The following is a 23,387-nucleotide window of genomic DNA, read 5'->3' as shown; positions in this document are numbered from 1 at the left end:
CCCAGTTGTCGTGCGGGCTCAATTCTGGACCGGACCAGACCACTCCACCAGGTACAACCCATACAGTTCACCCATACAACTGCGGATTTTCCTGGAGGTGTCAGCGGGTGGATTCGCAGTTCGCGGCGCTCCTCCGCAGACACCGGACCGCGGCCGGCCTGACCCAGGAAGAGCTGTCGGTGGGCTCAGGTGTGAGCGTGCAGGCGATCAGCACCCTCGAGCGCGGGACCCGGCGCTACCCCCAGCTGAGCACCGTCTCCGCCCTGGCCGAGGCGCTGCATCTGGACGCCGACCAGCGGGCCTCCCTGGAGGCCGCCGCCTCCCGTAGGGGTAAGACCGCCACACCGGACAAGCGACGCCCCAAGCCCCCGATCAGCGCCTCTCCCCGGCAACTGCCGTTCGCCAGCGGCGACTTCACCGGCCGGGTGCGGGAGCTGGGCGTACTCACCCGCCAACTGATCGCCGCCAGGGGTGTCAGTGTCACGGCCATCACCGGCATGGGCGGGATCGGCAAGACCACCCTGGCCGTGCATGCGGCGCACCAGGTGGCCGACTACTTCCCCGACGGCCAGCTGTACCTCGACCTCCGCGGCTTCGGCATCGCTCCGCCACTCGAGCCGCTGGAGGCCCTGACCTATCTGTTGGAGGACCTGGGCGAGACGACTCCACCTGATCTGGCAACGGCCTCAGCACGGTTCCGTACTGCGCTAGCCGGGCGACGACTGGTCCTACTCCTCGACAATGCGTCCGACCAGGAGCAACTCCGCCCGCTCCTTCCCGGCGTGGGTGGCTGCGCGGTCCTGGTGACGAGTCGCCGGAGCATGGCCGGGCTTGGTGGCCGCCAGTTCCAGCTGGGCGAACCACCGCTGGAGGAGTGCATCGAGATGCTCCGCCGGATCTCGGAGCGACCGGACGCCCCGGAGGACGAGTGCGCCGAGGTGGTCCGGCAGTGCGGCGGCCTGCCACTGGCGATCCGGATGGTCGGGGCCCGTCTGGCCTCCCGTCCGACCTGGCCGGTCGCACACCTGGCCGAGCGCCTGGAGGATGGTCGCCGCCGGCTGGACGAGCTCCAGCTGGACGACTCCGGCGTACGGGCGACGCTGGTGCTGTCTATCGAGCAACTCGCGGGCAGCGACGACCCGATCGACGTACAGGCGGTCACTATGTTCGCGCTGCTCGGGTTGTCGGACTGTGTGGAGCTCACGTCGGCCCTGGCGGCTGCGTTGTCGGACAGCCCGGAGCCAGAGGCTGTTGTTGTACTGGAGCGGTTGGTAGACGTGCACTTGCTCACGACGCCCAGCCCAAGGCGGTACAGGCTGCATGACCTCGTGCGGGGCGCCGCCCGCGAGCTTGCCGACCATATGTTGTCGGAGCAGGAAAGAGCGGCCGCGACCAGCCGCTGGGTCCGGCGGGTGTCCGCTGTCGTCTGGAAGGCCAGCGAGTACGCCGGGCACGGCGCCACGCGCGAGACCTGGCTCGACAAGGAGTGGCTGGCCGCGGCCGACGACCTCTCCGGCGAGGAGGAGGTGGTCGCCTGGTTGGACGTCGAGCGGCCCGGACTCCCCGCGATACTGCAGCAGGCGACCCAGGAGCACCCTCAGCTCGCAGTACAGCTGGCTGTCGGGCTGAATGCCTACTACACGCTTCGGCGAGCGTGGATCGAGTGGCTACAGGCCAACGAGGCTGTACTACGCCTCGTCAGCGGCCAGCCCGATCGAACGGCAGAGGGCCTGGTGCTCCACGATCTGGGCGCCGCTCATGCCGAGCTCGGCCAGTACGAGCAGGCCGTGGCTCCCCTGAGCCAGGCGATCGACGCGGCCGAGGCGGCGAGAGACGGCAACCTGCAGGCTCTCTGTCTGAGCAGCCTCAGCCACGTCCTGGAGCGCACCGGCAGGACCACCGACGGCATCCCGTACGCCGAACGCGCCCGGGAGATCGGCCTGAGCCTCGGGATCCCGCAGCGGGCCGCCTGGGCGTGCCTCGCCCTCGGCATGCTCTACCTGAAGACGGGTGCGGCCGAGACAGCTCAACGGCACTTCAACGAGGCACTGGACCTCCTGGTCGAGCCAGGGATGGAGCGCCATCGCGGTCTGGTCGCGCAGAACGTCGGAGTCGCCTACCGCGAAGCCGGCCAATACTCCGTGGCCAGTGAGGCTCTGCACGAGAGCCTGGACCTCTACCGCAAGGCGGGCGCGGCCACCCGGCAGGCCGAAGTACTGAACGAGCTGGGCCGTCTACGGATGGCGGAAGGACGCTACGACGAGGCGATCGCCCACCAGAGCGAGGGATTGGCCATCGCCGGCCAGTACGGCGACTGGCTCTGCGAAGCCGACATCCGCAAGAGCCTGGGCGAGCTCCACCGAGCCAAGGACCGCCTCCCCGAAGCCCGCCGCGAATGGCGAATAGCCCTCTCCATCCACGAAAAACACAACGCCCACGGCGCAACCGACCTCAAACGTCTGCTCCGCTCCACCTGAGCGTCTGTCAACGACCGTCCAGCTCGACCAGCAAAGCGCGGGCATCCTCTACGGCCCGCATTCCCCTCCGGCCGTAGATGCCAACCGCCTCAGTGAGGTGAAGTCTGGCTTCCTCCGTCCGGTCCAACGCCGCGAGAGCCTCGCCGAGCCTCGTCCGCACACTCGCTTCACGGTCCCAACGACCTGACGCGATGGCACCCTCGAGCGCCTCGTTGAACTGCACAACCGCACCGTCCGTGTCGCCGGCTGACAACTGCAGCCGGCCGAGGTCCTCCTGAACGTCGGGAAGATAGGGGACCGCATTGTCGTCGCGGTAGATCCGCAGGCTCTCCGCCAGGGCATCGTAGGCGGCTTCGTACTGACGGCTCTCAAGGTAGGAGACCCCCATCTGGTGGAACACCATCGCGAGCCCTCGCGGCGGCCCGGCCATTCGCATGGCAGCCACAGCGGTGGCGAAGGACTCGGTCTGCCGGGCATCCTTGCGAGCGCCGTAGATCATCCCCACGACCAACGCGGCCATCGCCACCGACTCGTCATCTCCGAGCTCCTTCGCCATTCGAAGGCTTCGTCGACCGTACTCGAGGCCTGCTTCCTGGCGGCCGGCTCGCTCCAGCACGTGGCTGAGATTCACCAGCGTCGACACCCGGTACGCCGCGTGGTCGACGTCCTCCAGCGCCGCTACCGCCAGTGTCAGGGCGTCCGACGCCTGATCGAAGTCGTGAAGCTCGGCGTGCGCCAGCCCCAGGTCGGCCAGCAGCATCCCACAGGCTGCCGGGTCCGCGGCCAGCGATTTCACCTCACCGGTGACGTCTCGCCACTCCTCCCATCGCTTCCTCGCGATGCAGTAGTAGTTGATCGCCACACCGATGCGCAGTGCCCGGTCCTGTTCGGCGGCACCACCCTGGACGGCCTTGGCGATGGTCGCCAGCAGGTTGCCGCGTTCGGAATCGAGCCAATCGAGCAGATCCTCCCGATCGACGAAGTCCTGAGCGTCTTTGGTCCAGTCGTCTCCGCACCAGGATTCGCGCAGGCCGGGAGGACGCCGGGACATCTCGGTGAGACGCCACAGCACCGCGTTGTATCCGTCGAGAGCCTTCAGCCGGGCGGCCATCCGCTGGTCGGCCGATGCCTTCTCGTCGAAGTACGCCGCGACCAGGTCGTGGAGGCGATACCGCCCCGGCGCCGAGGCCTCGAGCAGGTTCACATCCGTCAACCTGTCGAGAGCCCGATCCGTGACAGCGGAGGTCAATTCACCGACCCGGCCGGCGATTCTCGAGCTGAAGTCCTGCCCATCCAGCAGGGCGAGCTTCGGCAGCAGCCCGACGGCCAGAGCGTCCGACTCCCCCGACCCCTGCGCCAAAGCAGCCACGGATACGGCGATGCTGTTCCGCACATTCCCGCCATGGCCGGCCGCTCTGCCCTCCTCGAGGGTGGCCAGACGGTTCGTCTCGTCCCTCAACCTGGCGGCCAGGGCATTCGCGGCCGTGGCGGGCCGCCCAGCCAGGTGCGCGGCAGCGACCCTGATCGCAAGTGGCAGATATCCGCACAGTGCGACGATCTCCCTTGCCGGCCTGGAATTCCGCTCGAACCGCCACCCCGCGGTCTCGGCCAGCAGGTCGACGGCGTCGCCCTCGGGCAGACCGTCCAGGCGAATCTGTCGGATTCCCGCGGGCGCCACCAGCAACTGCCGACTAGTCACCAGTACTGCGTTCCGCCCGGCTCCGGGGATCAATGAAGCGACCTGGCTGCTGGCCGCCGCATTGTCGAGAACCACCAGCATGGCGCGCTCAGCCATCACAGTCCGGTATCTGGCCGTCGCCTGCTCGAGCCCCGTCGGGATCTCGGCGGCCCGGACGCCCAACGCCCTGAGCAACTGGCGAACGGCATCCAGCGCGGTGATCGGGCCGGAACGGCTGAAGCCTCGCAGGTCGATGAACAGGTGACCGTCCGGGAAGTGGTCGGAAATTCGGCGAGCGACCTGGACGGCCAGTGCCGTCTTGCCGATCCCTCCCATGCCCGTGACAGCCGCCACCGGTACCGCGGGCCCCCTGCCGGCCGTCAGCAGCGCCGCCAGTGTTTCGACCTCGTTCTCACGGCCTGTAAAGCCGACCGCCGCCGGAGGCAGCTGATCCACCGCAGTCGGCTTCCTTGCCGCCGCCTCCAGCAACCGCCGGGTGTCGTCCGACGTGCAGCCCAACGCGATTGCGAGCTGCTCGACAGTGCTCGGCCGGGGGTAGCGGCGCCGGTTCCGCTCGAGGAGGCCGACTGCCTGGACGCTGATTTCCGCAGCCTGCGCCAGGCTCTCCTGGGTCAGTCCGCGGCGCAGCCGGAGGTGGCGCAGCAGCTCACCGAAGGACTCAGGCATCGAACAGCTCCCGTCTGGATACGACTTGACGAGGAAGGTATCGGTCCGGGCAGACGAAGGGCGGTGCCGGGAACCGGCACCGCCCTTGTCCTTGATCAGTCAGTACTTGATCAGCCGACCTTCTTGAGGCCGATCTTGGTGAGGTCCGGCAGACCACCGATGTCGGGGTTCACCGTCGCGCCGGTGATGTTGCCACCGAGCACGTACACGTTGTTGTCCTCGGAGATCGGCACCAGCGGAGCCGCCTTCATCGCCTCGTCGAGAACGTCGGCCCACGCGTTGGCGGCCTCCTTCTGGTCGGCGATGCCCGGGATCTTGTTCATCTGGTCCCAGCCGACCGGCGAGCGGCCGTAGTTGTTCTGCGCGGCCTTGCCCGGCGCGGTGTTGTCCGGGCCGAGGACCGGCGCGACGATCGTCGACAGCGAGGCCCAGTCCTGGCACCAGCCCGCGGTGACCAGGTCGGTCGCCGAAGCGTCGTTCTGCTGGGTCGAGTAGTAGTTGTCGCCCGGGATCTTCTTGATGTCGACGTTGACACCGATCCGCTTCCAGGCGGCCTGAGCGGCCTCGGCCGCCTTGACCGAGACACCGGTGGCGTCGGACGCGCCGAGCACCAGCTTCTCGCCCTTGTAGCCGGACTCGGCCAGCGCGGCCTTCGCCTTCTCGAGATCACCGGTCAGCGGCGCCGTGAAGGCCGTCGCCGGACGGTAGCCCTCGAGCTCCTTCGGGACGATCGAGTCGATCGGCTTGTTCAACCGATCGCCACCGCGGGCGGTGATGTAGGCCTGCTTGTCCATGCCGTAGGTCAGTGCCTCACGCAGCTTCTGGTCCTTCAGCAACGGCTTCTGCTGGTTGAACGCGATGTAGCGCTTGCAGACGTCGGAACCCTCGATGACGCGGTCCTTGACGTTGCTCTGCGACAGCTTGGACAGGTTCTGCGCCTGGACGCCGGAGAAGCTGATCGCGTTGGCGTCGGCGCCGGAACCGGCGATCAGCCGCTGGTCGACGATCGCCTCGTCGTCACCGAACTTGAACTCGAAGCGGTCCGGCAGCGCCGTCCGGATCGGGTCCGTGGCCTGGTCCCAGTTGGTGTTGCGGACCAGCGTCAGGGTCTTGTTGCGGGTGTAGGTCTCGACCTTGTACGGACCGGAGGAGAAGACCCTGTTGTCGTACTGCGTCTTGGTGTCCTTGGCGACCGGCGTCGGTGCGAAGATCTTCATCGACGCGGTCATGTGGAACTCCGAGACCGGCTGGTTCAGCTTGAAGACGATGGTCTTGTCGTCCGGAACCTCGATCGCGGTGCAGCCCTTGCCGCCGTTGTTGCCGGCCGGCTTGTACGGGCCTGCGTAACCCTTGCAGTCCAGGTAGTTCTTGCCGTAGGGCGCACCCTCGGACAGGTCCGCCGAGAACGAGCGCTCGACGTTGTACTTGATGTCCTTGGCGGTGATCGGGCTGCCGTCCTCGTACTTCAGCCCGTCCTTCAGGGTGAAGGTCCAGGTCTTGAAGTCAGGAGACGACTCCCACTTCTCCGCGGTGTCGCCCTTGAGCTCGACCTTCTTGGCCTCCGGGTCCCAGGCGAACGCGGTCAGCGTGCGGTAGAGCAGCTGGCCGGACATGCCGGTGTCGGTGACGAAGGCCCGGGCAGGGTCGAGGTGTTCGAAGTCCGATGCGTGGTAAATGGTGACGGTGCCACCCTTGACGGCGTCGGTCCCCCCGGTGCCGCCCGCATCATCATTGCTGTTTTCCCCACCGCATGCCGCCAGCGTGAGGGTCATGGCTAGACCGGCGGCGACCGCGGGTCCGACTCGCTTGGCGTGTTTCATGCCATCCTTCTCTCTTCCTACATCGGGACGCCGGGGTTACGGCTTGCCCTGGTGAGTGGAATGCCCGTCATCTACTCACGACGGGTTGATTGCAGCAACGGCTCTATCCCCGCAGTAACCGGATCGTGACTCCTTCACTACACAGCGGAGACCGATTGGTTACGTAAAGTAGCCGTCAGACCACGTCCCGTTCCTCCGGGAAGTGGCATGCCGCTCGATGATCGGGAGCTCCGATCTGGAGCAGCGGCGGCTCCTGCTCGGCACAGATGTCCTCCGCCTTCCAGCACCGGGTGCGGAACCGGCAGCCGGTCGGAGGATTCAGCGGACTCGGTACATCGCCGGTGAGGCGGATCCGTTCCCGGCGCTTCACCGAGTCCGGGTCCGGCTCCGGGACGGCCGAGAGCAGCGCGTGGGTGTACGGATGGCGCGCGTGGTTGTACAACTCGTCCTTCGACCCGATCTCGACGATCTTGCCCAGGTACATCACCGCCACCCGGTCGGAGATGTGCCGGATCACCGACAGGTCGTGCGCGACGAACAGGTAGGCCAGGTCGAACTCGTCCTGCAGGTCGTCCAGCAGGTTCACCACCTGGGCCTGGATCGACACGTCCAGCGCCGACACCGGCTCATCGCAGACGATCAGCCGGGGCCGCAGCGCCAGCGCCCGGGCGATCCCGATCCGCTGCCGCTGACCGCCGGAGAACTCGTGCGGATATCTGTTGTAGTGCTCGGGATTGAGGCCGACCCGGGCCATCAGGTCCTGGACCGCCAACTTGGTGCCGCCCTCGGTCTTGATGCCCTGGATGTCGTACGGCGCGGCGATGATCGTGCCGACCGTCTGACGCGGGTTCAACGACGAGAACGGGTCCTGGAAGATGATCTGCACGTCCCGCCGGAACGGCCGCATCTTGCGCCGGTTCAGGTGGGTGATATCCGTTCCCTGGAAGGTGATCGTGCCGTCCGTCGGCTCGTCCAGCCGGGTCACCAGCCGGCCCGTCGTCGACTTGCCGCAGCCCGATTCGCCAACCAGGCCCAGGGTTTCGCCCGTGTAGAGGGTGAAGTCGATCCCGTCCACTGCCTTCACCGCTCCGGTCGCCTTCTGGAAGATGATCCCCTGGGTGACCGGGAAGTACCGCTGCAGACCCTTCACCTCGAGCAGCACGTCCCCCTTGACCGGGGGCTTGCGCTGCTCCGCCGCCGCTGGCGAAGTCGTCACATCGTCTCCTCGGAGTTGCGTGTTCACAGGTTCGGCTTGATCTGCTCGGTGAAGATCCGGCTGCGGTCCACGGTGGGAATGTGGCACCGCACGGAGTGCCCGGCAGCCTCGACCTGCAGCAGCTCGGGGACGTCCGTCACGCACTGATCGCCGGCCACCTGGTCGCGGAAGTCGCACCGCGGGTGGAAAGGACAGCCCGTCGGCAGGTTGATCAGTGAGGGCGGGGAGCCCTTGATCGACTTGAGCCGGCCACCGCCACCGGTGATCCGTGGGATCGAGCCGAGCAGCCCCCAGGTGTAGGGGTGCTCGGGCCGGTAGAAAATGTCGCGGACCGAGCCGGCCTCGACCACCCGGCCGCCGTACATCACGACCAGCTTCTGCGCCATCTGCGCGACCACGCCGAGGTCGTGGGTGATGATGATGATCGCGGAGTTGAACTCCTTCTGCAGATCGTTCATCAGGTCGAGGATCTGGGCCTGCACGGTGACGTCGAGGGCCGTGGTCGGCTCGTCGGCGATCAGCAGCCGCGGGTCGCACATCAGCGCCATCGCGATCATCGCGCGCTGCCGCATCCCGCCGGAGAACTGGTGCGGGTAGTCGTGGAACCGGCTCGCCGGGGACGGGATGCCGACCCGGTCGAGCAGGTCGACGGCCCGCTTCTTCGCGACCGCCTTCGAGGCGTCGTTGTGCACCAGGTAGGCCTCGGTCAGCTGGTCGCCGATCCGGTAGAAGGGATGCATCGCCGACAGCGGGTCCTGGAAGATCATCGAGACCTTGTTGCCCCGCAGCCGGCGCATCTCCTCGACCCGCATCGAGACGAGCTCGTTGCCGTCCAGCCAGATCTCGCCGCTGACCTGCGCCCGGGTGCCCTTGTGCAGACCCATGATCGCCAGGCTGGTGACGCTCTTGCCGGACCCCGACTCCCCCACGATGCCCAGCGTCTCGCCCTCGCCGAGGGAGAAGCTCAGGCCGTTCACGGCCCGGACCACTCCGTCGTCGGTGGGGAAGCGCACCTGCAGGTCCTTGACCTCCAGGAAGGCGGTCCCGGCCGGCGGTGACCCCGGCTTCTTCTGCTCCGTCGGTGCGGTGCTCACAGTGGCTGCTCCAACCTCGGGCCCGGTCACGACAGCCGGACCCGGGGGTCGATGAACGCGTAGGTGACGTCGACCACGATGTTCGCGAAGACGACGAAGAAGGCGGCGACCAGGACGACACCCATCACCACGGGCAGGTCGTTGCCGAGGACCGAGTCGATCGACAGCTTGCCCAGACCCTGGATGCTGAAGATCCGCTCGGTGATGACCGCGCCGCCCAGCAGCGCGCCGAGGTCCAGGCCGAAGATCGTCACGATCGGCGTCAGCGCGGCCCGCAGCCCGTGCTTGAAGACGACCTGGCGTTCACCCAGGCCCTTGGCCCGCGCGGTCCGGATGAAGTCCTCGTTCATCGTGTCGATCATGTTCGCCCGGGTCAGCCGCGTGTACAGGGCGGCGTTGACGAGGGCCAGCGTGATCCACGGCAGGATGTAGAACTGCATGAACGGCACCACGCCCGCCGAGAACGGACTCGAGTTCGCCTGGTCCGGATACGGCAGCAAGCCGCCCTTGACGATGAAGATGAAGATCAGCAGGTACCCGAGCACCAGGGTCGGGAACGACACCCCGAGCAGCGCCAGCCCGACACTGAGCTTGTCGATCAGCTTGCCCTTGCGGAGCGCGGCTATCAGTCCCAGCAGTACGCCGGAGATCAGCCAGATGACGGCGGCCCCGGTGGCCAGCCAGAACGTCGGCCCGATCGCGTCGGAGATCGAATCGGTCACCTGCAGTCCGTTCTGCAGCGACCGGTCCAGACACGGCCACGAACAGTGCTCCAGCGAGCCCTCGGTGCCGAGCTCGCGTCCGGCCGGGTTCACCAGGCCACTCATGTACTTGCCGTACTGCACGATCAGCGGGTCGTCGAAGCCGTACGCCGCGTTGACCTCGGCGATCCTTTCGGTGTTGCAATCCTTGCCACAGATCAGCAGGGCAGGGTTGGCCGGTGTGGCCCAGAACAGGAAGAAGGTGATGGCACTGATCGCGAAGAGGATCATGAGCATCTGCAGCAGCCTGCGGACGACATAGTTGAACATGGCTCAGCCCCGTCCGGCGCGAGGGTCGAGGGCGTCCCGCACGGAGTCGCCCAGCAGGTTGAACGCGAGCACGGTGATGAACAGCATCAGGCCCGGGAAGAACAGGTACAGCGGGTCGGTCTCGTACCAGTTGGATGCGTCGGAGATCATCCGGCCCCACGACGAGGTCGGCTCCTTGACCCCGACGCCGAGGAAGGACAGCGCGGCCTCCGCGGTGATGTAGGTCGGGATGATCAGCGTGGAGTAGACCAGCAGGGTCGGGATCAGGTTCGGCAGGATCTGCTTGAAGATCACGTACCCCGGTCCGGCGCCGAGCGAGCGGGCCGCCTCGATGAACTCACGCTCGCGGATCGACAGGGTCTGGCCGCGCACGATCCGGGCCAGGTAGGCCCAGCCGAAGAAACCGAGCACGAAGATCAGCACGCCCATCCGCAGCTCGTTGTCGTCGGGGATCCCGAAGGTGGCCTGGGCCCGGTCCGCGATCACCGGCGTCAGCGCCAGGATGAACAGCAGCGCCGGGAAGCTCAGCAGGATGTCCATCAACCGGCTCAGCCACGAGTCCACCCAGCCACGGAAGTAGCCGGCCACCATGCCGACGATGGTGCCGAGCACCACCGCGACGATCGTTCCGCCCAGGGCCACCAGCAGTGACGCGCGAGCGCCGTAGACCAGTCGCGCGAAGATGTCGCGGCCGTTCTGCGGCTCGATGCCGAGCCAGTGCTCGGAGCTCATCCCGCTGCCGAGGAAACCACCGGCCGGAATCCCGCCGTTGAAGGTGTCCAGCAGGTCTTCGCCGTTCGGACCCTTGAAGTTCGGCTGGTCCGGCGGATACCCGCTGATCTTCACGATCAACGGCGCGAACAGAGCCATCAGGATGATCAGCAGGATGATGATGGCGCTGACCAGCGCCACTTTGTCCTTCTTCAGCCGGGCCCAGGCGATCTGGCCGAGTGAACGGCCCTCGATCTGCGTGGCCTCCGCGGTGTCGGCGATGTGATCAGCCGGGAGGTCGCCATCCGCCGATGGAACCTCTGTCGCCCCCAGGGTCATGGTCTGGCCCGTCCTTCCGGTCGGATCGTCTCTCGACGAACTTCGCCGGATCATCGCCTATCTCGCAGTGTGGACGCCATGGACCAGGCGTGGTCGTCTCCGAATCGTGACGGATCAGGTACCCGGAGGAATCTCCGCCCGGAGTGCGGACAGGAACGGCCGGTCAGCGGGGAGCCAGTCCAGCCCGTCCAGTTCGGCGGCGCCGACCCAGCGGGTGGCGGTGTGCTCGTGCAGAACCGGCTCGCCCGCGACCAGCTCTGCGAAGTACACGCGGAGCAGGTACTTGTCCCCGATCGGTACTTCGATGCCGTGCGGCCGGCCGGCCCCGATTCCCAGTGGTTCGCCCAGGACGACCTCCAGGCCGAGCTCCTCCTTGAGCTCGCGCGCCCCCGCGGCCTGGTCGGACTCGCCGGGCTCGACCTTGCCGCCCGGGAACTCCCAGCCGCCCGTCGACCCGGCCCGGAGCGCCGCCAGTACGCGACCGTCCCGGATCACCGCGACGCCGACGACGACCTGTCTGTCACCCATGGGGAAGGACTGTGCCAGAAACTGTCGGTAGCCGACGGAAGGATGGCGCCGTGCCGTTGCAGAACAGAGTGTTGCCGACGCAGGAGATCGTGGCCGAGTCCGGTCGCGGTCTGCTGATGGGCAACCGCGGCACGCTGCACGGACCCGACCGACGGCTCGGAACCACACGCTGGCGATCGAAGGCCTGGATCTGCTGCGTGCTCGACTGGAAGGGCGTCCGGCGCGACCCGATGCCACCCGGCCGTTGGACCGCGCTGTTCTTCTTCGACGAGGCCGTCGCGCTGGCCGCCGGTCATCGCCCGTGCGCCTACTGCCGCCGCCGCGACTTCCTCCTGTACGCCGGCGCGTGGGCCAGCGGGCGTGGTCTGACCGAGCGTCCCCGGGCCGCGGCTATGGACGCGCAGCTCCACCTGGAACGGGTCGAACCGCGCACCCGGCAGCAGCGCACCACGATCGCCGACCTGGACGATCTCCCCGACGGCGCGATGATCAGGTACGACGGCCGTCCGGCGCTGGTGCTCGGCGGACCCAACGGTGACAAGGTCGTGCTCGGCTGGTCGTGGGAGGGATATGCCACACCGGCGCGACCACCCGGGCTGCGGCAGGTCGCAGTACTGACTCCGCCGGCGAATCTCGTTGTACTGAAGGCCGGATTCACGCCCTTACTCCACTCGAGCGCCTTCGGCAACTGAGGTAGACCTAACTAGAAACACGCCGTACCGAGGGGTCTTCCGTTGTGCGCCTCGCGGAGGCAAAGTGTGCCCATACTTACAGCGACAAAACCATTACTGGAGTCGGTATGGGTGACGGCAACAGCACCGTGGCAGCGGTGCAGCGTGCTCTCGAGGTGTTGCACACCACAGTCGGCAAGCTCAGCCAGGAGTACGGTGACACCCTCGGCATTCGCCGGTTGGTGTCCGACGTGGCCAGGCTGAGTGACGACCTGGCAGAACTCGGCCCTCCCGACCCGCATCACAGACCCGGACCCGTTCCGGAGGAACTCGAGGAGATCCCCGACGTGGAATACGACGCGTCCATGTGGACCGACGCGGAGCACGAAGGCTTCGGCGCCCCTGACCGGCACGCCCCCTGATGGCCACGGGTGTTAGCGCGCCTGGCCGCGCACAGATCAAAGAAAAGACACTGCGGACCGATCGCTGGTGGCTCGCGCCGCTGCGGATCGGCGTGATCCTGGTCTTCTTCATCGTCTACGCGACGGTCCGCATCTTCATGAACAAGTGGTACTGGGTGGATGAACACCACTACCTGACCCCGCTGTACTCGCCCTGCGTGACCGAGTCCTGTGTACCGGGCTCGAGCCACCTCGGCACCTGGTTCCCGAAGTTCCCGGTCTTCATCCCGTTCAGCATCATCACGTTCGCGGTGCTGGCCGGTTTCCGCGGTACTTGCTACTACTACCGCAAGGCCGGGTACCGCTCGCTCTTCTTCGCGCCGGCGGCCTGCGCCGTACCGGAACCGCACAAGAAGTACACCGGTGAGTCGAAGCCCCCGCTGATCGCGCTGAACCTGCACCGGTACTTCTTCTACGGCGCGCTGGTCTTCGGTGTGCTGAACATCTACGACGGCGTGCTCGCGTTCCACGGCACGGACGGCGGCTTCGGCATCGGCCTGGGCACGCTGATCATCTGGATCAACCTGGTCGCGCTGTGGCTGTACACCCTGTCCTGCCACGCCTGCCGCCACATCGTCGGCGGCCGGCTGAAGAACTTCTCCAAGCACCCGATGCGCTACCGGTACTGGACCTTCGTGTCCAAGCTGAACCCCAAGCACGGCACGTACGCGATGGTCTCGCTGTTCACCGTGATCCTGACCGACGCGTACATCATGTCGCTGTCGGCGGGCTGGTTCTCCGACCTGCGCTTCTTCAACTGATACGGACGTCTGACTTCTATGACTGAGCTGGAACGACACTCCTACGACGTCGTCGTGATCGGGGCCGGCGGCGCCGGCCTGCGCGCGGCGATCGAGGCCCGCGAGCAGGGCAAGCGCACGGCGATCGTGTGCAAGTCCCTGTTCGGCAAGGCCCACACCGTGATGGCCGAGGGCGGCTGCGCGGCCGCGATGGGCAACGCGAACTCGAACGACAACTGGCAGGTCCACTACCGCGACACGATGCGCGGCGGGAAGTTCCTGAACAACTGGCGGATGGCCGAACTGCACGCGCAGGAGGCGCCCGACCGGGTCTGGGAACTGGAGTCGTACGGCGCGCTGTTCGACCGCACGCCGGACGGCCGGATCAGCCAGCGCAACTTCGGCGGTCACACCTACCCGCGGCTCGCGCACGTCGGCGACCGCACCGGCCTGGAGCTGATCCGCACCCTGCAGCAGAAGATCGTCTCGCTGCAGCAGGAGGACTTCGAGGCGACCGGCGACTACGAGGCCAACCTCAAGGTCTACGCCGAGTGCACCGTGACCGAGCTGCTTCTTGACAACACAGCCGGCGACACCGCGGCTATTTCCGGCGCCTTCGGCTACTGGCGCGAGTCCGGCCGGTTCATCCTGTTCGACACGCCGGCCGTGATCCTGGCCACCGGCGGAGTCGGCAAGTCGTTCAAGGTCACCTCGAACTCGTGGGAGTACACGGGTGACGGGCACGCCCTGGCGATGCGGGCCGGCGCGACGCTGATCAACATGGAGTTCATCCAGTTCCACCCGACCGGCATGGTCTGGCCGCCGTCGGTGAAGGGAATCCTGGTCACCGAGTCGGTCCGCGGTGACGGCGGGGTGCTGAAGAACTCCGAGGGCAAGCGGTTCATGTTCGACTACGTGCCGGACGTGTTCCGCGCGCAGTACGCGGAGACCGAGGACGAGGCCGACCGCTGGTACAAGGACGCCGACAACAACCGGCGCCCACCGGAGCTGCTGCCCCGCGACGAGGTCGCCCGGGCGATCAACTCCGAGGTCAAGGCCGGCCGCGGTACGCCGCACGGTGGCGTCTTCCTGGACGTGTCCTCCCGGCTCCCGGCCGAGGAGATCAAGCGCCGGCTGCCGTCGATGTACCACCAGTTCAAGGAGCTCGCGGACGTCGACATCACCGCCGAGCCCATGGAGGTCGGCCCGACGTGTCACTACGTGATGGGTGGTGTCGAGGTCGACCCCGACACCGCGCAGTCCGTCGTACCGGGGCTGTTCGCGGCCGGTGAGGTCGCGGGCGGCATGCACGGGTCGAACCGGCTCGGCGGCAACTCGCTGTCCGACCTGCTGGTGTTCGGCCGGCGCGCCGGGATGGGCGCCGCGACGTACCTCGACCAGCTGGGCGCCGAGCGGCCGAAGATCGCGGAGGCCGACATCGACGCCGCTGCAGCCGAGGCGCTGGCTCCGTTCGAGCTCGAGGGCGGGGAGAACCCGTACACGATCCACCAGGAACTGCAGCAGTCGATGAACGACCTGGTCGGCATCATCCGCAAGGCCGACGAGATCGAGCAGGCGCTCGGCCGGCTCGCCGAGTTCCGCGGCCGGATCGCGAAGATGACGGTCGAGGGGCACCGGCAGTTCAACCCGGGCTGGCACCTCGCGCTGGACCTGCGCAACATGCTGACCGTCTCCGAGTGCGTCGCGAAGGCGGCGCTGGAGCGGCAGGAGTCCCGCGGCGGTCACACCCGCGACGACTTCCCCGGGATGAACGCAGAGTGGCGCAAGTTGCTGCTGGTCTGCGCGCTGCAGGCCGACGGCAGCGTCAGCGTGGTCCGTAAGGACCAGATCCCGATGCGCGAGGACCTGCTGGAACTGTTCGAGCTGGACGAGCTGAGCAAGTACATGACTGAGGAGGAACTGCCGGCATGAGCTATAAGGGCAAGTTCCGGGTTTGGCGTGGTGACGCCGAGGGCGGTGACCTCCAGGACTACGAGGTCGAGGTGAACGAGGGCGAGGTCGTCCTCGACGTCATCCACCGGCTGCAGGCGACCCAGACCCCGGATCTCGCGGTCCGCTGGAACTGCAAGGCCGGCAAGTGCGGCTCCTGCAGCGCCGAGATCAACGGCATGCCGAAGCTGATGTGCATGTGCCGGATGAACACGTTCGAAGAGGGCGAGACCGTCACGGTCACCCCGATGCGGACCTTCCCGGTGATCCGGGACCTGGTCACCGACGTGTCGTTCAACTACGAGAAGGCTCGCCAGATCCCCGCGTTCACGCCGCCTGCCGACCTGAAGCCCGGTGAGTACCGGATGCAGCAGGTCGACGTGGAGCGCTCGCAGGAGTTCCGCAAGTGCATCGAGTGCTTCCTGTGCCAGGACACCTGCCACGTGATCCGCGACCACGAGGAGAACAAGGAATCCTTCTCCGGTCCGCGTTTCCTGATGCGGATCGCCGAGCTGGACATGCACCCGCTCGACGCCGCCGACCGGCAGAAGGCGGCCCAGGAGCAGCACGGCCTCGGCTTCTGCAACATCACCAAGTGCTGCACCGAGGTCTGCCCCGAGAACATCAAGATCACCGACAACGCCCTCATCCCGATGAAGGAGCGAGTCGCCGACCGCAAGTACGACCCGATCGTCTGGCTAGGCAACAAAATCCGCCGCCGCCCAGCCTGACCGCCGTCCCTCTTGCGAAGGCCGCCCCAGCTCACAGCTGGGGCGGCCTTCGCCTTTGCACGGGCTGAGGCGGAAAGGGACGGGACAGCAACAGACAAGAACGGCACGCACAGAACGGAAAGTGTGCTCTGCCCGTGCCGTGGGGGTTCGCCCACTGTCAGAACAGTGGGGTAACCCCCCGAGGAAGCAGCGAACCCCCAGAGCACCAGCGGTCCCCCGGGAGGGCGCAAAACCTCGCCCCTGCAGCCGCACAGTGTGCTCCGCCCGTGCCGTGGGGGTTCGCCCATTGTCAGAACAGTGGGGTAACCCCAGAGCAGTGGGGTAACCCCCGAGGAAGCAGCGAACCCCACAGCACCAGTGCACCCCCCGGAGGGCGCGAAACCTCGCCCCCGCAGCCGCACAGTGTGCTCCGCCCGTGCCGTGGGGGTTCGCCCACTGTCAGAACAGTGGGGTAACCTCCAGAGCAGTGGGGCAACCCCCAGAGGAGGCAGCGAAATCACCGCCAGCGCCGCACTGGCCCTCGGCGGCCGCCTGACCTCGGCCCGAGTTCGCCCAGCCAGCTGAGTGCTTCAGCGCTGTGCTGGCGGTCTGGGGAAGGGCGCGGGGCACTAGAGTGTCCCTATGGCTGACCTGCTGACGGATGACCAGATCGATCTCGCGATTCGCGACCACCTGCCGGAGTGGAAAGTGGTCGACAACGAACTGGTGCGCAGCGTCAAGAAGCCGACGTTCATGGACGGGATCCGGCTGGTCGCGACCGTCGCCCAGCTGGCCGAGTCGATGAACCACCACCCGGACATCGACATCCGCTGGACCACGATCACCTTCCGGCTCGCCACGCACGACGCCGGTGGCATTACCGACAACGACTTGGTCCTGGCTCGTCACATCGACACCGCCGCCGGCTGACCAAGGCCGCCCAGCGCTAACGCCAGGCCCAGCGAGAGGCCGAGCCGGCTACTGGCGAAGGCCGAGCAGGGTGCCTTCGGGGTCGCGGACGTAGGCGAGCCGCCCCACGCCTGGAACCTCCTGTACTTCGCCCGCCCTGGTGCCGCCTGCCTTCACGACGGCCTCGAGCGTGGCGTCGAGGTCGTCCACCTCGATCCACGCGATCGTCGGCTGCTGCTGGTAGTCGCGACTCATGATCGCGCCGTCGATCCCCTCGCCCTCGCCGGTCCGCGCGACCAGGTAGCCCTCGATGAAGGGCGACGGCTCGGGCTGCCAGCCGAAGGCGTCGGCGTAGAAGGTGGCCGCCCGGCCGAGATCGGCGGCGGTCAGTTCGACATGGATGATCCGTCCCACGATGCCTGCTTCCGTTCCGGTGATGAGAACACCAGCATCACCTGGTTCCCGGCACGGCGTCTTGGACGGATCTTCCATGCATCAACGCGGCGATCCCGTTCTGCACGGCGCGGAACGAGGTCGCGCTGACTCCCGTGTACCGCTTGAAGTCACGAGCCGCGTGGGCTTGGTCGTAGTACCCGTGCAGAGCGGCAAGAGTGGACGCCGCGTCGGCCGGTCCGCCCAGCAGCCCGCCGACGAAGTGGAAGTACCGGACGATCTCGCCGAACTGCTTCGGCCCCAGACCTGTTAGGCCGGTGAAGCTCCGGTACAGGCTGCTGTACGAAACGCCGACCGCGGCGGCCACCTCGGCGACGGACACGGCTCCCCGGGCATCCTCGATCACTCGCACGGCCAGATCCACCGCGTCCATCGCCCGTACGTCGCGCAGCCTCGACCCGACGAACTCCGCGAGCCTGTCCGCCCGAGGCTGCCCAAACTCGAGCCCGACGAGCTCCCGCGCCAGGCGTTCCGCAGTACCAGGGTCTGTCCAGCGGGCGAGAGGTAGAACGGCGTCGACCAGGCGGTCGGGCAGGCCGAGTGCGGCGATTCCCCAGGGCTTGAACTCCGCGCCTACATAACTCGACATCCCTGTCTGGGTCAGCACGTGCGGGCGCGTCATGATCCCGAACAGCGAGGCATCGTTCGTCCAGGTGTGCCCGGTCACGGGATCTTGGCGCAGACCGGGCTCGGCAACAGCGATAGCAAGACCCGGCCGGCCGTTCGGGATCAGGATCTCCCGCTTGACCTCCGACGGCGATCCCGGCGCCTCCACCATCCAGTAGTGCTCGACGAAGTCGCGCTGCTCGGCAGGCGGAGGAACCCTCAGATACGAGACCACGAGACAGCATCCTCCCCGAAGCGTGGCTGGTATTCGTCATGGCGGGCGTCGGCCAGGGTGACTTCTGGTGGCGCGCCGGTCCGGCCATCTACACATGGCACATGAACTCACACCGCCTCCGGGCCGGCGTCGCTCTGCTGGCCTCGGCCCTGACCATCACCCTCGCCTCCCCCGCCCACGCCATCCAAGCCAGCGCCGTTGGCGAGCCCGGCTGGTTCTGGAACACCCCGCAGTGCGACACCGTGTACGGCGACGGCTCCGTCACGATCACGTACTCCGACGGCGCCGACCTGGCCCCGACCAAGGGACAACTGCGGCCGGTGACGTATGCCAAGGTGGCCACGCTCGAGGAGCCGAACACGTTGATCGCGATCGGCCGCCAGTCGATCCAGCGCTCCAGCGATGCTGGTTGCAGTTGGCAACAGCTCGACAAGTCGCCGGACGACCTCGCGACGTACGACGTGGCGCCGGGCCCGGGTGAGACGGCGTACATCTACAGCGTGAACGACCAGCCGATCCACCGGGTGAAAGGCAACCAGGTGAGCACAGTTGCCGGTCCGGTCGCGGGCGGCGGGCTGTCGGCCTTGGTGGCCCTGCGGGACAAACTGCGGGTGGTGGCAGGCGACGGGCAGATCTACGACTCCACTGACGACGGGCAGACCTGGCAGCGCACGGGCACACTCCCAGCCAAGGACCTCTTCGTCTACAACGCGGTGATCGACCCCCGGAATCCGGACCACCTCGTGCTCGGCGTAATGTCCGACGGCACCTACGCCACCTTCGACGGTGGCCGCACCTGGCACCGATCCGCCGGGGTCACCCGCGTGAACGCGTTCAGCCTGGCGATCTCCCCGGCGAACCCACAGGTCGTCTGGATGGAGGGCTACGAGCGCGACAAGGCGACGCGGTACATCTGGCAGTCGGACGACGGCGGCCTCAAGTTCCGGCCGGTGCTCGACCAGTCCCGGGCGACGCTCTACAACGGCAACCAGATGTGGGCCAGCCCGGTCGACCCGGATCTGCTCTACTTCTCCTACGGCACGTCCTTCGCCAACTACGGCGCCGATCTCTACCGCTTCCGCCCTTCCACCGGTGAGCTGAGCAAGCAGCACAACCATTACGACGGCATCCCGTCGCTCGCGTTCAGCCCCGCGGACCCGACCGTCCTCTACCTCGGTCTGGCCGAAGAGCGCTGACTTGTGGAGCTCAGGTCCGGCGGCTGATGCGCGGTCGTAAGTATCTGACAGTTACGGTTGGCTGGTGACGACTGCTGAGGAGTACCGCCTGCTGGGCTTCACCGATGCCGACCGGGAGGACGCCGAGAAGCTCGACGCCGACCCCCAAGCGGTGGCGGAGTTCGCCGCGCAACTCCGCCGGGTGATCGGTACCTTCCCGGCCGAGGGTGACCTGACCGCTCCGGACGACCCGCTGGTCTCGCTGGCGGCGTTCCTGGAGACGCTGCCGGACATCCGTCGCTACCACCGGGAACTCGGGATCAGCGACGAGGTCAGCTGGGCCACGCTCGCCGATCTCGGCAAGCAACTGGAGGTGAGCCGCCGGACCAACGGTGAGTTCGGCCTGGAGACGCACTGGTGGATGACGATCCACTGGACCGGCACAATCTACGCGCTCGGCCGGCTGCAGTTCCTGCTGCACCAGGTGCCCGACTCGCACCCGGTGCCGGGGACCGAGCCCGGCGAGTGGGTGATCGGCGTCCACATCCCGGAGACGGGTCCGCTCACGCCGGAGTTGGTGGACGACAGCTTCGACCGGGCCCGGGAGTTCTTCCCGCGCGTGTTCCCGGAGCACCCGGTGAAGACGGCGACGCTCGGGTCCTGGCTGATCGACCCGCACCTGCTGGACAACCTCCCGCAGGACTCGAACATGGTCCGCTTCGGCCGCCGCTTCACGCCGTACGGCGAACCGGTGGACAGCCAGGACAGCGCGATCTTCTTCACCTTCCGCAGCCACGACCTGACGAACCTGGCGCAGTACCCGCGCGACAGCCGGCTGCAGCGGCTCGTGCTGGAGCGGATCGAGAACGGCGGCACCTGGCAGACCGCGTTCGGGTACCTGCGCCTCTGACCCCTTGACCTAGAGCCGACTCTAGAACCTAGCGTCGGTGACGCATGCCCCATCGGCAGCCCGCGCTGCGCGGGTCAACTTAACCTCCGGTACGCCGTACTTCGCCAGTAGGGCCGGCCCGGGACACGCCTTCGCAGGGAAAGCGGGTAGGGATCGTTACCCCGCTGTGACCTTCGCGGCCTTGCGACGGTTCACGATCCGGCGGGTGGTCTCGATCACGAGACCGATCATCCCGGCCAGGCCGAGGCTGAACGCCAGCGCCTTCAGCGAGTCGTGCGCGAACGCGTCGCCGCCCAGGTAGCCGAGCAGCGCGACGTAGGTGTAAGCGACCGTGACGCCCGCGATGGTGAACAGCAGGAACTTGCGGAACGAGTACGCCGTGGCGCCCGCGGTCAGGGTGGCGATCATCCGCGCACCCGGGATGTAGCGCACGGTCATCAGGATCAGGCCGCCGCGGGAATGCAGGGCCAGCGACACTTTCTCGAACATCGCCTGCCGGGCGTCTCGTCGGCGCATCCAGCGGTGCAACGCGGGGCCGGAACCACGGCCGAGGAAGTAGCAGACGGACTCGCCGATCACCGAGCCGACCATCGCGACCACGATCACCAGCAGCAGGTTCTGGTGACCCGCCGCGGCAGCCATGCCCGCGGTGACGATCAGGCCCTCGCTCGGCACCACCGGGAAGACGGCGTCGATGGTGGCAGCCAGGAAGAGCACCAACAGCAGCCAGTGGGAAGCCATGGCGATGCTGAGGATGTGCCTAGCGGCTTCCATCAAGTCTGTCATCGCGGCCAAGCATGCCATCCGGGGCCCAGGGGAACCCAATCGAACAAAACCGCTCAGGCTGCTCAGAGCCAGGAATTCATCCTCAGTGAGCCCAGAGTTTCCATTGGGGCGCGAGCGAAGTCCCCAGGGTCGCCATGCAGTGCGCGATCCCACACCAGGGCCCGGGCGACCTTGCCGACCCAGCAGGCCAGATCCAGCTCGGCGACCAGGTCCGCCGGGGTGCCGAACACCTCGAGATAGGCGTCCCGCACCCGCAGTACGAGCGGGTCGTCGGGAGCCACCTCGAGCCGGCGGGTCAGGGAACCGAGCGTGACGAGCAGGCTGGAGAACGGGTGCGCCAGCACGCTGTCACCCCAGTCGTAGAAGCGCACCTGGTCCGACGGACCGCCGAGGATGTTGTTCGAGTGCAGGTCGTTGTGGTCGAGGCTGACCCGGTCGGGCAGGTCGCGACAACGCGCCGCGAAGTCGTTCCGCTGGCTGGCGACCCAGGCATGGATCTCCCGAGCCTCGGCGTCATCGCTCGACTCGACGTACCGCCCGGTCGTCTCGAGCGCTTCCTCCAGCCGCTGCGGCATCACCGCCGGCCGCATGTCGGTGACGCCCGCTGCGAGCAGGTCGTCGGTGTGCGGCTGAAGGTCCAACTGCAGTTGCGCGTACTGCGGGAGCACGTTCACCAGCGCGTCGGACTCACTTCCCTCACCCAGTACTTCGCGCAGGGTGGGTCCGCCGTCCGGCAACAGCACCCAACCGCGGGAGACGTCCACGGCGATCGGGTCCAGCACCCACTTCGGGGCGACGGTGGCGAGCACCCGATAGAGCGGGACCTCGAACACCGTCTCCGGGCCGGGCGCCTTCAGCCAGACCGGGCCGCGACTGGTGTCCGCCCGCAGCAGCGTCCCCCACTGCCGCACCCGCGGCTGGGTCACCTCGCCGACTCGTGCGACGCCGGCCGCAGCCAGTTGCTCGTCGATCCAGGTCTGCGCCTCGGCCCGCCACTCCTCAGAAGTCCAGAGCTGGTTCACAGGCGGACCGGTAGCGCTGTGATGGCGTTCATCAGCAGGCCCTGGCTGCGGACGGGGTCCTGCGAGGGCTCCGCGAGCGCCAGGTCCGGGAACCGCTCGAACAGCATGCCGAGCGCGATCCGCCCCTCCAGCCGGGCCAGCGGCGCGCCGAGGCAGTGGTGGATGCCGTGCCCGAAGGCGATGTGCGAGCTCTCGGCGCGGGTGATGTCGAGCTGATCCGGCTTCGCGAACTTGTCGCCGTCGCGATTCGCCGCCAGCAGCGCCAACACGATCACCTCACCAGCCCCGATGGTCGTTCCCCCGACCTCGATGGGCGCCTTGGCGATGTACGGGATCGCCACCTGCAGCGGTCCGTCGTACCGGAGCAGTTCCTCGACCGCGGTGGGCAGTCGCTCCGGCTCGGCCTTCAGCAGGTCCAGTTGGTCCGGGTTCCGCAGGAGCGCGTGGACGCCGTTGGTGATCAGGCTGACGGTGGTCTCATGCCCGGCCGCGAGCAGCAGGTAGACCATCGAGGTGAGCTCGTCCGGGCTGAGTCGGTCGCCGCCGTCGCGGACCGCGATCAGGTCGGAGAGCAGGTCGCCCGACGGCGCCACCCGCTTGTCCTCGATCAGTTCGCGGATGAACTCGACCATCGACAGCGCAGCCTCGACGTACACCTCGGCCGGGTACACCGCCGCGTTCACCACGATCGAGGACCAGCGCCGGAAGTCGTCGCGCCGGATCGCCGGGATCCCGATCAGCTCCGAGATCACCGTGATCGGCAGCGGGTAGCTGTAGGAGTCGACCAGGTCCACGCGGTCGCCCGCGGCAGCCATCTCGTCGAGCAACTCCGCGGCGATCTCACGGATCCGCGGTTCGAGCAGTTCGATCCGCCGCCGGGTGAACGCGGCCGAGACCAGCTTGCGCAATCTGGTGTGGTCCGGCGGGTTGACGTTGAGCATGTGCTGGTCCATCGCCGAGACCAAGTCGTCCGTCACGGTGTCCCGGTGCGGTCCGTCCAGCGGCGACCTCACCACGTCCGGATGCGCGAGCAACTCACGCGTCTCCGGGTAGCCCGTCACCAGCCACACCGGCACCCCGGTGAACAGCGTCATCCGGTGCAGCGGGCCGGCCGCACCGATCTCGGCGAACCCCGCGTGCCGGGCGATCCCGCTGGTCTCTGTAAACGGCGAAGTCAC

At 67.5% G+C, this 23,387-nt stretch carries 21 protein-coding genes; 9 read left to right on the top strand and 12 right to left on the bottom strand.

Features of this window, described 5'->3' with window-relative positions; genetic code table 11:
- Positions 1-107 precede the first annotated feature (107 nt).
- A complete protein-coding gene (locus tag ACFPJ1_RS32635) occupies positions 108-2,477 on the top strand; it encodes an ATP-binding protein (RefSeq protein WP_380109875.1) in 2,370 nt (789 codons plus the stop codon).
- Positions 2,478-2,484: 7 nt separating this feature from the next.
- Here the strand turns inward: ACFPJ1_RS32635 and ACFPJ1_RS32630 are convergent, their stop codons facing one another.
- The 7 genes from ACFPJ1_RS32630 to ACFPJ1_RS32600 all read right to left on the bottom strand — a co-directional run bounded on the left by ACFPJ1_RS32630 (position 2,485) and on the right by ACFPJ1_RS32600 (position 11,581).
- Positions 2,485-4,842 (bottom strand): helix-turn-helix domain-containing protein, encoded by a 2,358-nt coding sequence (locus ACFPJ1_RS32630; RefSeq protein ID WP_380109873.1) that lies wholly within the window; start codon positions 4,840-4,842, stop codon positions 2,485-2,487.
- A 110-nt stretch (positions 4,843-4,952) separates the two neighbouring features.
- Positions 4,953-6,662 (bottom strand): ABC transporter substrate-binding protein, encoded by a 1,710-nt coding sequence (locus tag ACFPJ1_RS32625; RefSeq protein WP_380109871.1) that lies wholly within the window; start codon positions 6,660-6,662, stop codon positions 4,953-4,955.
- Between the two features lie 175 nt (positions 6,663-6,837).
- On the bottom strand, positions 6,838-7,878 hold the full coding sequence (locus ACFPJ1_RS32620; RefSeq protein ID WP_380109869.1) for an ABC transporter ATP-binding protein: 1,041 nt from the start codon (positions 7,876-7,878) through the stop codon (positions 6,838-6,840).
- A gap of 23 nt (positions 7,879-7,901) precedes the next feature.
- Positions 7,902-8,972, bottom strand: a complete 1,071-nt coding sequence (locus tag ACFPJ1_RS32615; protein WP_380109867.1) for an ABC transporter ATP-binding protein — start codon at positions 8,970-8,972, stop codon at positions 7,902-7,904.
- Between the two features lie 26 nt (positions 8,973-8,998).
- A complete protein-coding gene (locus ACFPJ1_RS32610; protein ID WP_132193423.1) occupies positions 8,999-10,003 on the bottom strand; it encodes an ABC transporter permease in 1,005 nt (334 codons plus the stop codon).
- A 3-nt stretch (positions 10,004-10,006) separates the two neighbouring features.
- Complete coding sequence (locus ACFPJ1_RS32605; RefSeq protein WP_380109864.1) at positions 10,007-11,053, bottom strand: ABC transporter permease; 1,047 nt, start codon at positions 11,051-11,053, stop codon at positions 10,007-10,009.
- Positions 11,054-11,167: 114 nt separating this feature from the next.
- Positions 11,168-11,581, bottom strand: a complete 414-nt coding sequence (locus ACFPJ1_RS32600; protein ID WP_380109862.1) for a (deoxy)nucleoside triphosphate pyrophosphohydrolase — start codon at positions 11,579-11,581, stop codon at positions 11,168-11,170.
- Positions 11,582-11,631: 50 nt separating this feature from the next.
- On the opposite strand from ACFPJ1_RS32600, the gene ACFPJ1_RS32595 reads away from it, so the two are divergent.
- The 6 genes from ACFPJ1_RS32595 (at position 11,632) to ACFPJ1_RS32570 (ending at position 17,043) form a co-directional block, all read left to right on the top strand.
- Positions 11,632-12,273: a hypothetical protein gene (locus ACFPJ1_RS32595; RefSeq protein WP_380109860.1), complete on the top strand. Its 642-nt coding sequence runs from the start codon at positions 11,632-11,634 to the stop codon at positions 12,271-12,273.
- 107 nt (positions 12,274-12,380) lie between these two features.
- Positions 12,381-12,674 (top strand): hypothetical protein, encoded by a 294-nt coding sequence (locus ACFPJ1_RS32590; protein WP_380109857.1) that lies wholly within the window; start codon positions 12,381-12,383, stop codon positions 12,672-12,674.
- Positions 12,674-13,474 carry a hypothetical protein gene (locus tag ACFPJ1_RS32585; RefSeq protein ID WP_380109856.1) on the top strand — a complete coding sequence of 267 codons (801 nt, stop codon included), beginning with the start codon at positions 12,674-12,676 and terminating at the stop codon, positions 13,472-13,474. Before ACFPJ1_RS32590 ends, ACFPJ1_RS32585 begins: the two co-directional genes overlap by 1 nt.
- A gap of 18 nt (positions 13,475-13,492) precedes the next feature.
- Positions 13,493-15,385 (top strand): fumarate reductase/succinate dehydrogenase flavoprotein subunit, encoded by a 1,893-nt coding sequence (locus ACFPJ1_RS32580; RefSeq protein WP_380109854.1) that lies wholly within the window; start codon positions 13,493-13,495, stop codon positions 15,383-15,385.
- Positions 15,382-16,134, top strand: coding sequence for a succinate dehydrogenase/fumarate reductase iron-sulfur subunit (locus ACFPJ1_RS32575; protein ID WP_132193409.1), 753 nt, complete (start codon positions 15,382-15,384; stop codon positions 16,132-16,134). The genes ACFPJ1_RS32580 and ACFPJ1_RS32575 overlap by 4 nt, the downstream gene beginning before the upstream one ends.
- Before the next feature lie 621 nt (positions 16,135-16,755).
- Positions 16,756-17,043, top strand: a complete 288-nt coding sequence (locus ACFPJ1_RS32570; RefSeq protein WP_380109851.1) for a 4a-hydroxytetrahydrobiopterin dehydratase — start codon at positions 16,756-16,758, stop codon at positions 17,041-17,043.
- Between the two features lie 48 nt (positions 17,044-17,091).
- Here ACFPJ1_RS32570 and ACFPJ1_RS32565 read toward each other — a convergent pair whose 3' ends face one another.
- Both ACFPJ1_RS32565 and ACFPJ1_RS32560 read right to left on the bottom strand, forming a co-directional pair.
- Positions 17,092-17,436 (bottom strand): VOC family protein, encoded by a 345-nt coding sequence (locus ACFPJ1_RS32565; protein WP_380109848.1) that lies wholly within the window; start codon positions 17,434-17,436, stop codon positions 17,092-17,094.
- 37 nt (positions 17,437-17,473) lie between these two features.
- Positions 17,474-18,316 (bottom strand): helix-turn-helix domain-containing protein, encoded by an 843-nt coding sequence (locus tag ACFPJ1_RS32560; RefSeq protein ID WP_380109846.1) that lies wholly within the window; start codon positions 18,314-18,316, stop codon positions 17,474-17,476.
- A 101-nt stretch (positions 18,317-18,417) separates the two neighbouring features.
- Between ACFPJ1_RS32560 and ACFPJ1_RS32555 the strand changes: the two genes are divergently transcribed.
- Positions 18,418-19,512 (top strand): WD40/YVTN/BNR-like repeat-containing protein, encoded by a 1,095-nt coding sequence (locus tag ACFPJ1_RS32555; RefSeq protein WP_380109845.1) that lies wholly within the window; start codon positions 18,418-18,420, stop codon positions 19,510-19,512.
- 64 nt (positions 19,513-19,576) lie between these two features.
- Positions 19,577-20,401 carry an acyltransferase domain-containing protein gene (locus ACFPJ1_RS32550; RefSeq protein WP_380109843.1) on the top strand — a complete coding sequence of 275 codons (825 nt, stop codon included), beginning with the start codon at positions 19,577-19,579 and terminating at the stop codon, positions 20,399-20,401.
- A gap of 156 nt (positions 20,402-20,557) precedes the next feature.
- Here the strand turns inward: ACFPJ1_RS32550 and ACFPJ1_RS32545 are convergent, their stop codons facing one another.
- The 3 genes from ACFPJ1_RS32545 to ACFPJ1_RS32535 form a co-directional block, all read right to left on the bottom strand.
- The gene (locus ACFPJ1_RS32545; RefSeq protein ID WP_380109841.1) at positions 20,558-21,187 is read right to left on the bottom strand and encodes a DedA family protein; all 630 of its coding nucleotides are present in this window, start codon (positions 21,185-21,187) and stop codon (positions 20,558-20,560) included.
- A gap of 62 nt (positions 21,188-21,249) precedes the next feature.
- Positions 21,250-22,209 (bottom strand): phosphotransferase family protein, encoded by a 960-nt coding sequence (locus tag ACFPJ1_RS32540; RefSeq protein WP_380109839.1) that lies wholly within the window; start codon positions 22,207-22,209, stop codon positions 21,250-21,252.
- Positions 22,206-23,387: a cytochrome P450 family protein gene (locus ACFPJ1_RS32535; RefSeq protein WP_380109837.1), complete on the bottom strand. Its 1,182-nt coding sequence runs from the start codon at positions 23,385-23,387 to the stop codon at positions 22,206-22,208. Before ACFPJ1_RS32535 ends, ACFPJ1_RS32540 begins: the two co-directional genes overlap by 4 nt.

This window comes from Kribbella qitaiheensis (assembly GCF_042657745.1).
In the GTDB taxonomy this organism is placed as follows: domain Bacteria; phylum Actinomycetota; class Actinomycetes; order Propionibacteriales; family Kribbellaceae; genus Kribbella; species Kribbella qitaiheensis.
Note: the sequence above shows the minus strand (reverse complement) of the source record. Positions and strands in the feature narration are given on the sequence as shown.

Excerpts from the sequence above, each read along its gene's own strand:
- ACFPJ1_RS32590 (WP_380109857.1), top strand. The coding sequence starts at position 12,381 with ATGGGTGACGGCAACAGCACCGTGGCAGCGGTGCAGCGTGCTCTCGAG.
- ACFPJ1_RS32570 (WP_380109851.1), top strand. The coding sequence starts at position 16,756 with ATGGCTGACCTGCTGACGGATGACCAGATCGATCTCGCGATTCGCGAC.
- ACFPJ1_RS32630 (WP_380109873.1), bottom strand. The coding sequence starts at position 4,842 with ATGCCTGAGTCCTTCGGTGAGCTGCTGCGCCACCTCCGGCTGCGCCGC.
- ACFPJ1_RS32575 (WP_132193409.1), top strand. The coding sequence starts at position 15,382 with ATGAGCTATAAGGGCAAGTTCCGGGTTTGGCGTGGTGACGCCGAGGGC.
- ACFPJ1_RS32555 (WP_380109845.1), top strand. The coding sequence starts at position 18,418 with ATGAACTCACACCGCCTCCGGGCCGGCGTCGCTCTGCTGGCCTCGGCC.
- ACFPJ1_RS32600 (WP_380109862.1), bottom strand. The coding sequence starts at position 11,581 with ATGGGTGACAGACAGGTCGTCGTCGGCGTCGCGGTGATCCGGGACGGT.
- ACFPJ1_RS32545 (WP_380109841.1), bottom strand. The coding sequence starts at position 21,187 with ATGACAGACTTGATGGAAGCCGCTAGGCACATCCTCAGCATCGCCATG.
- ACFPJ1_RS32580 (WP_380109854.1), top strand. The coding sequence starts at position 13,493 with ATGACTGAGCTGGAACGACACTCCTACGACGTCGTCGTGATCGGGGCC.
- ACFPJ1_RS32585 (WP_380109856.1), top strand. The coding sequence starts at position 12,674 with ATGGCCACGGGTGTTAGCGCGCCTGGCCGCGCACAGATCAAAGAAAAG.
- ACFPJ1_RS32610 (WP_132193423.1), bottom strand. The coding sequence starts at position 10,003 with ATGTTCAACTATGTCGTCCGCAGGCTGCTGCAGATGCTCATGATCCTC.
- ACFPJ1_RS32605 (WP_380109864.1), bottom strand. The coding sequence starts at position 11,053 with ATGACCCTGGGGGCGACAGAGGTTCCATCGGCGGATGGCGACCTCCCG.
- ACFPJ1_RS32625 (WP_380109871.1), bottom strand. The coding sequence starts at position 6,662 with ATGAAACACGCCAAGCGAGTCGGACCCGCGGTCGCCGCCGGTCTAGCC.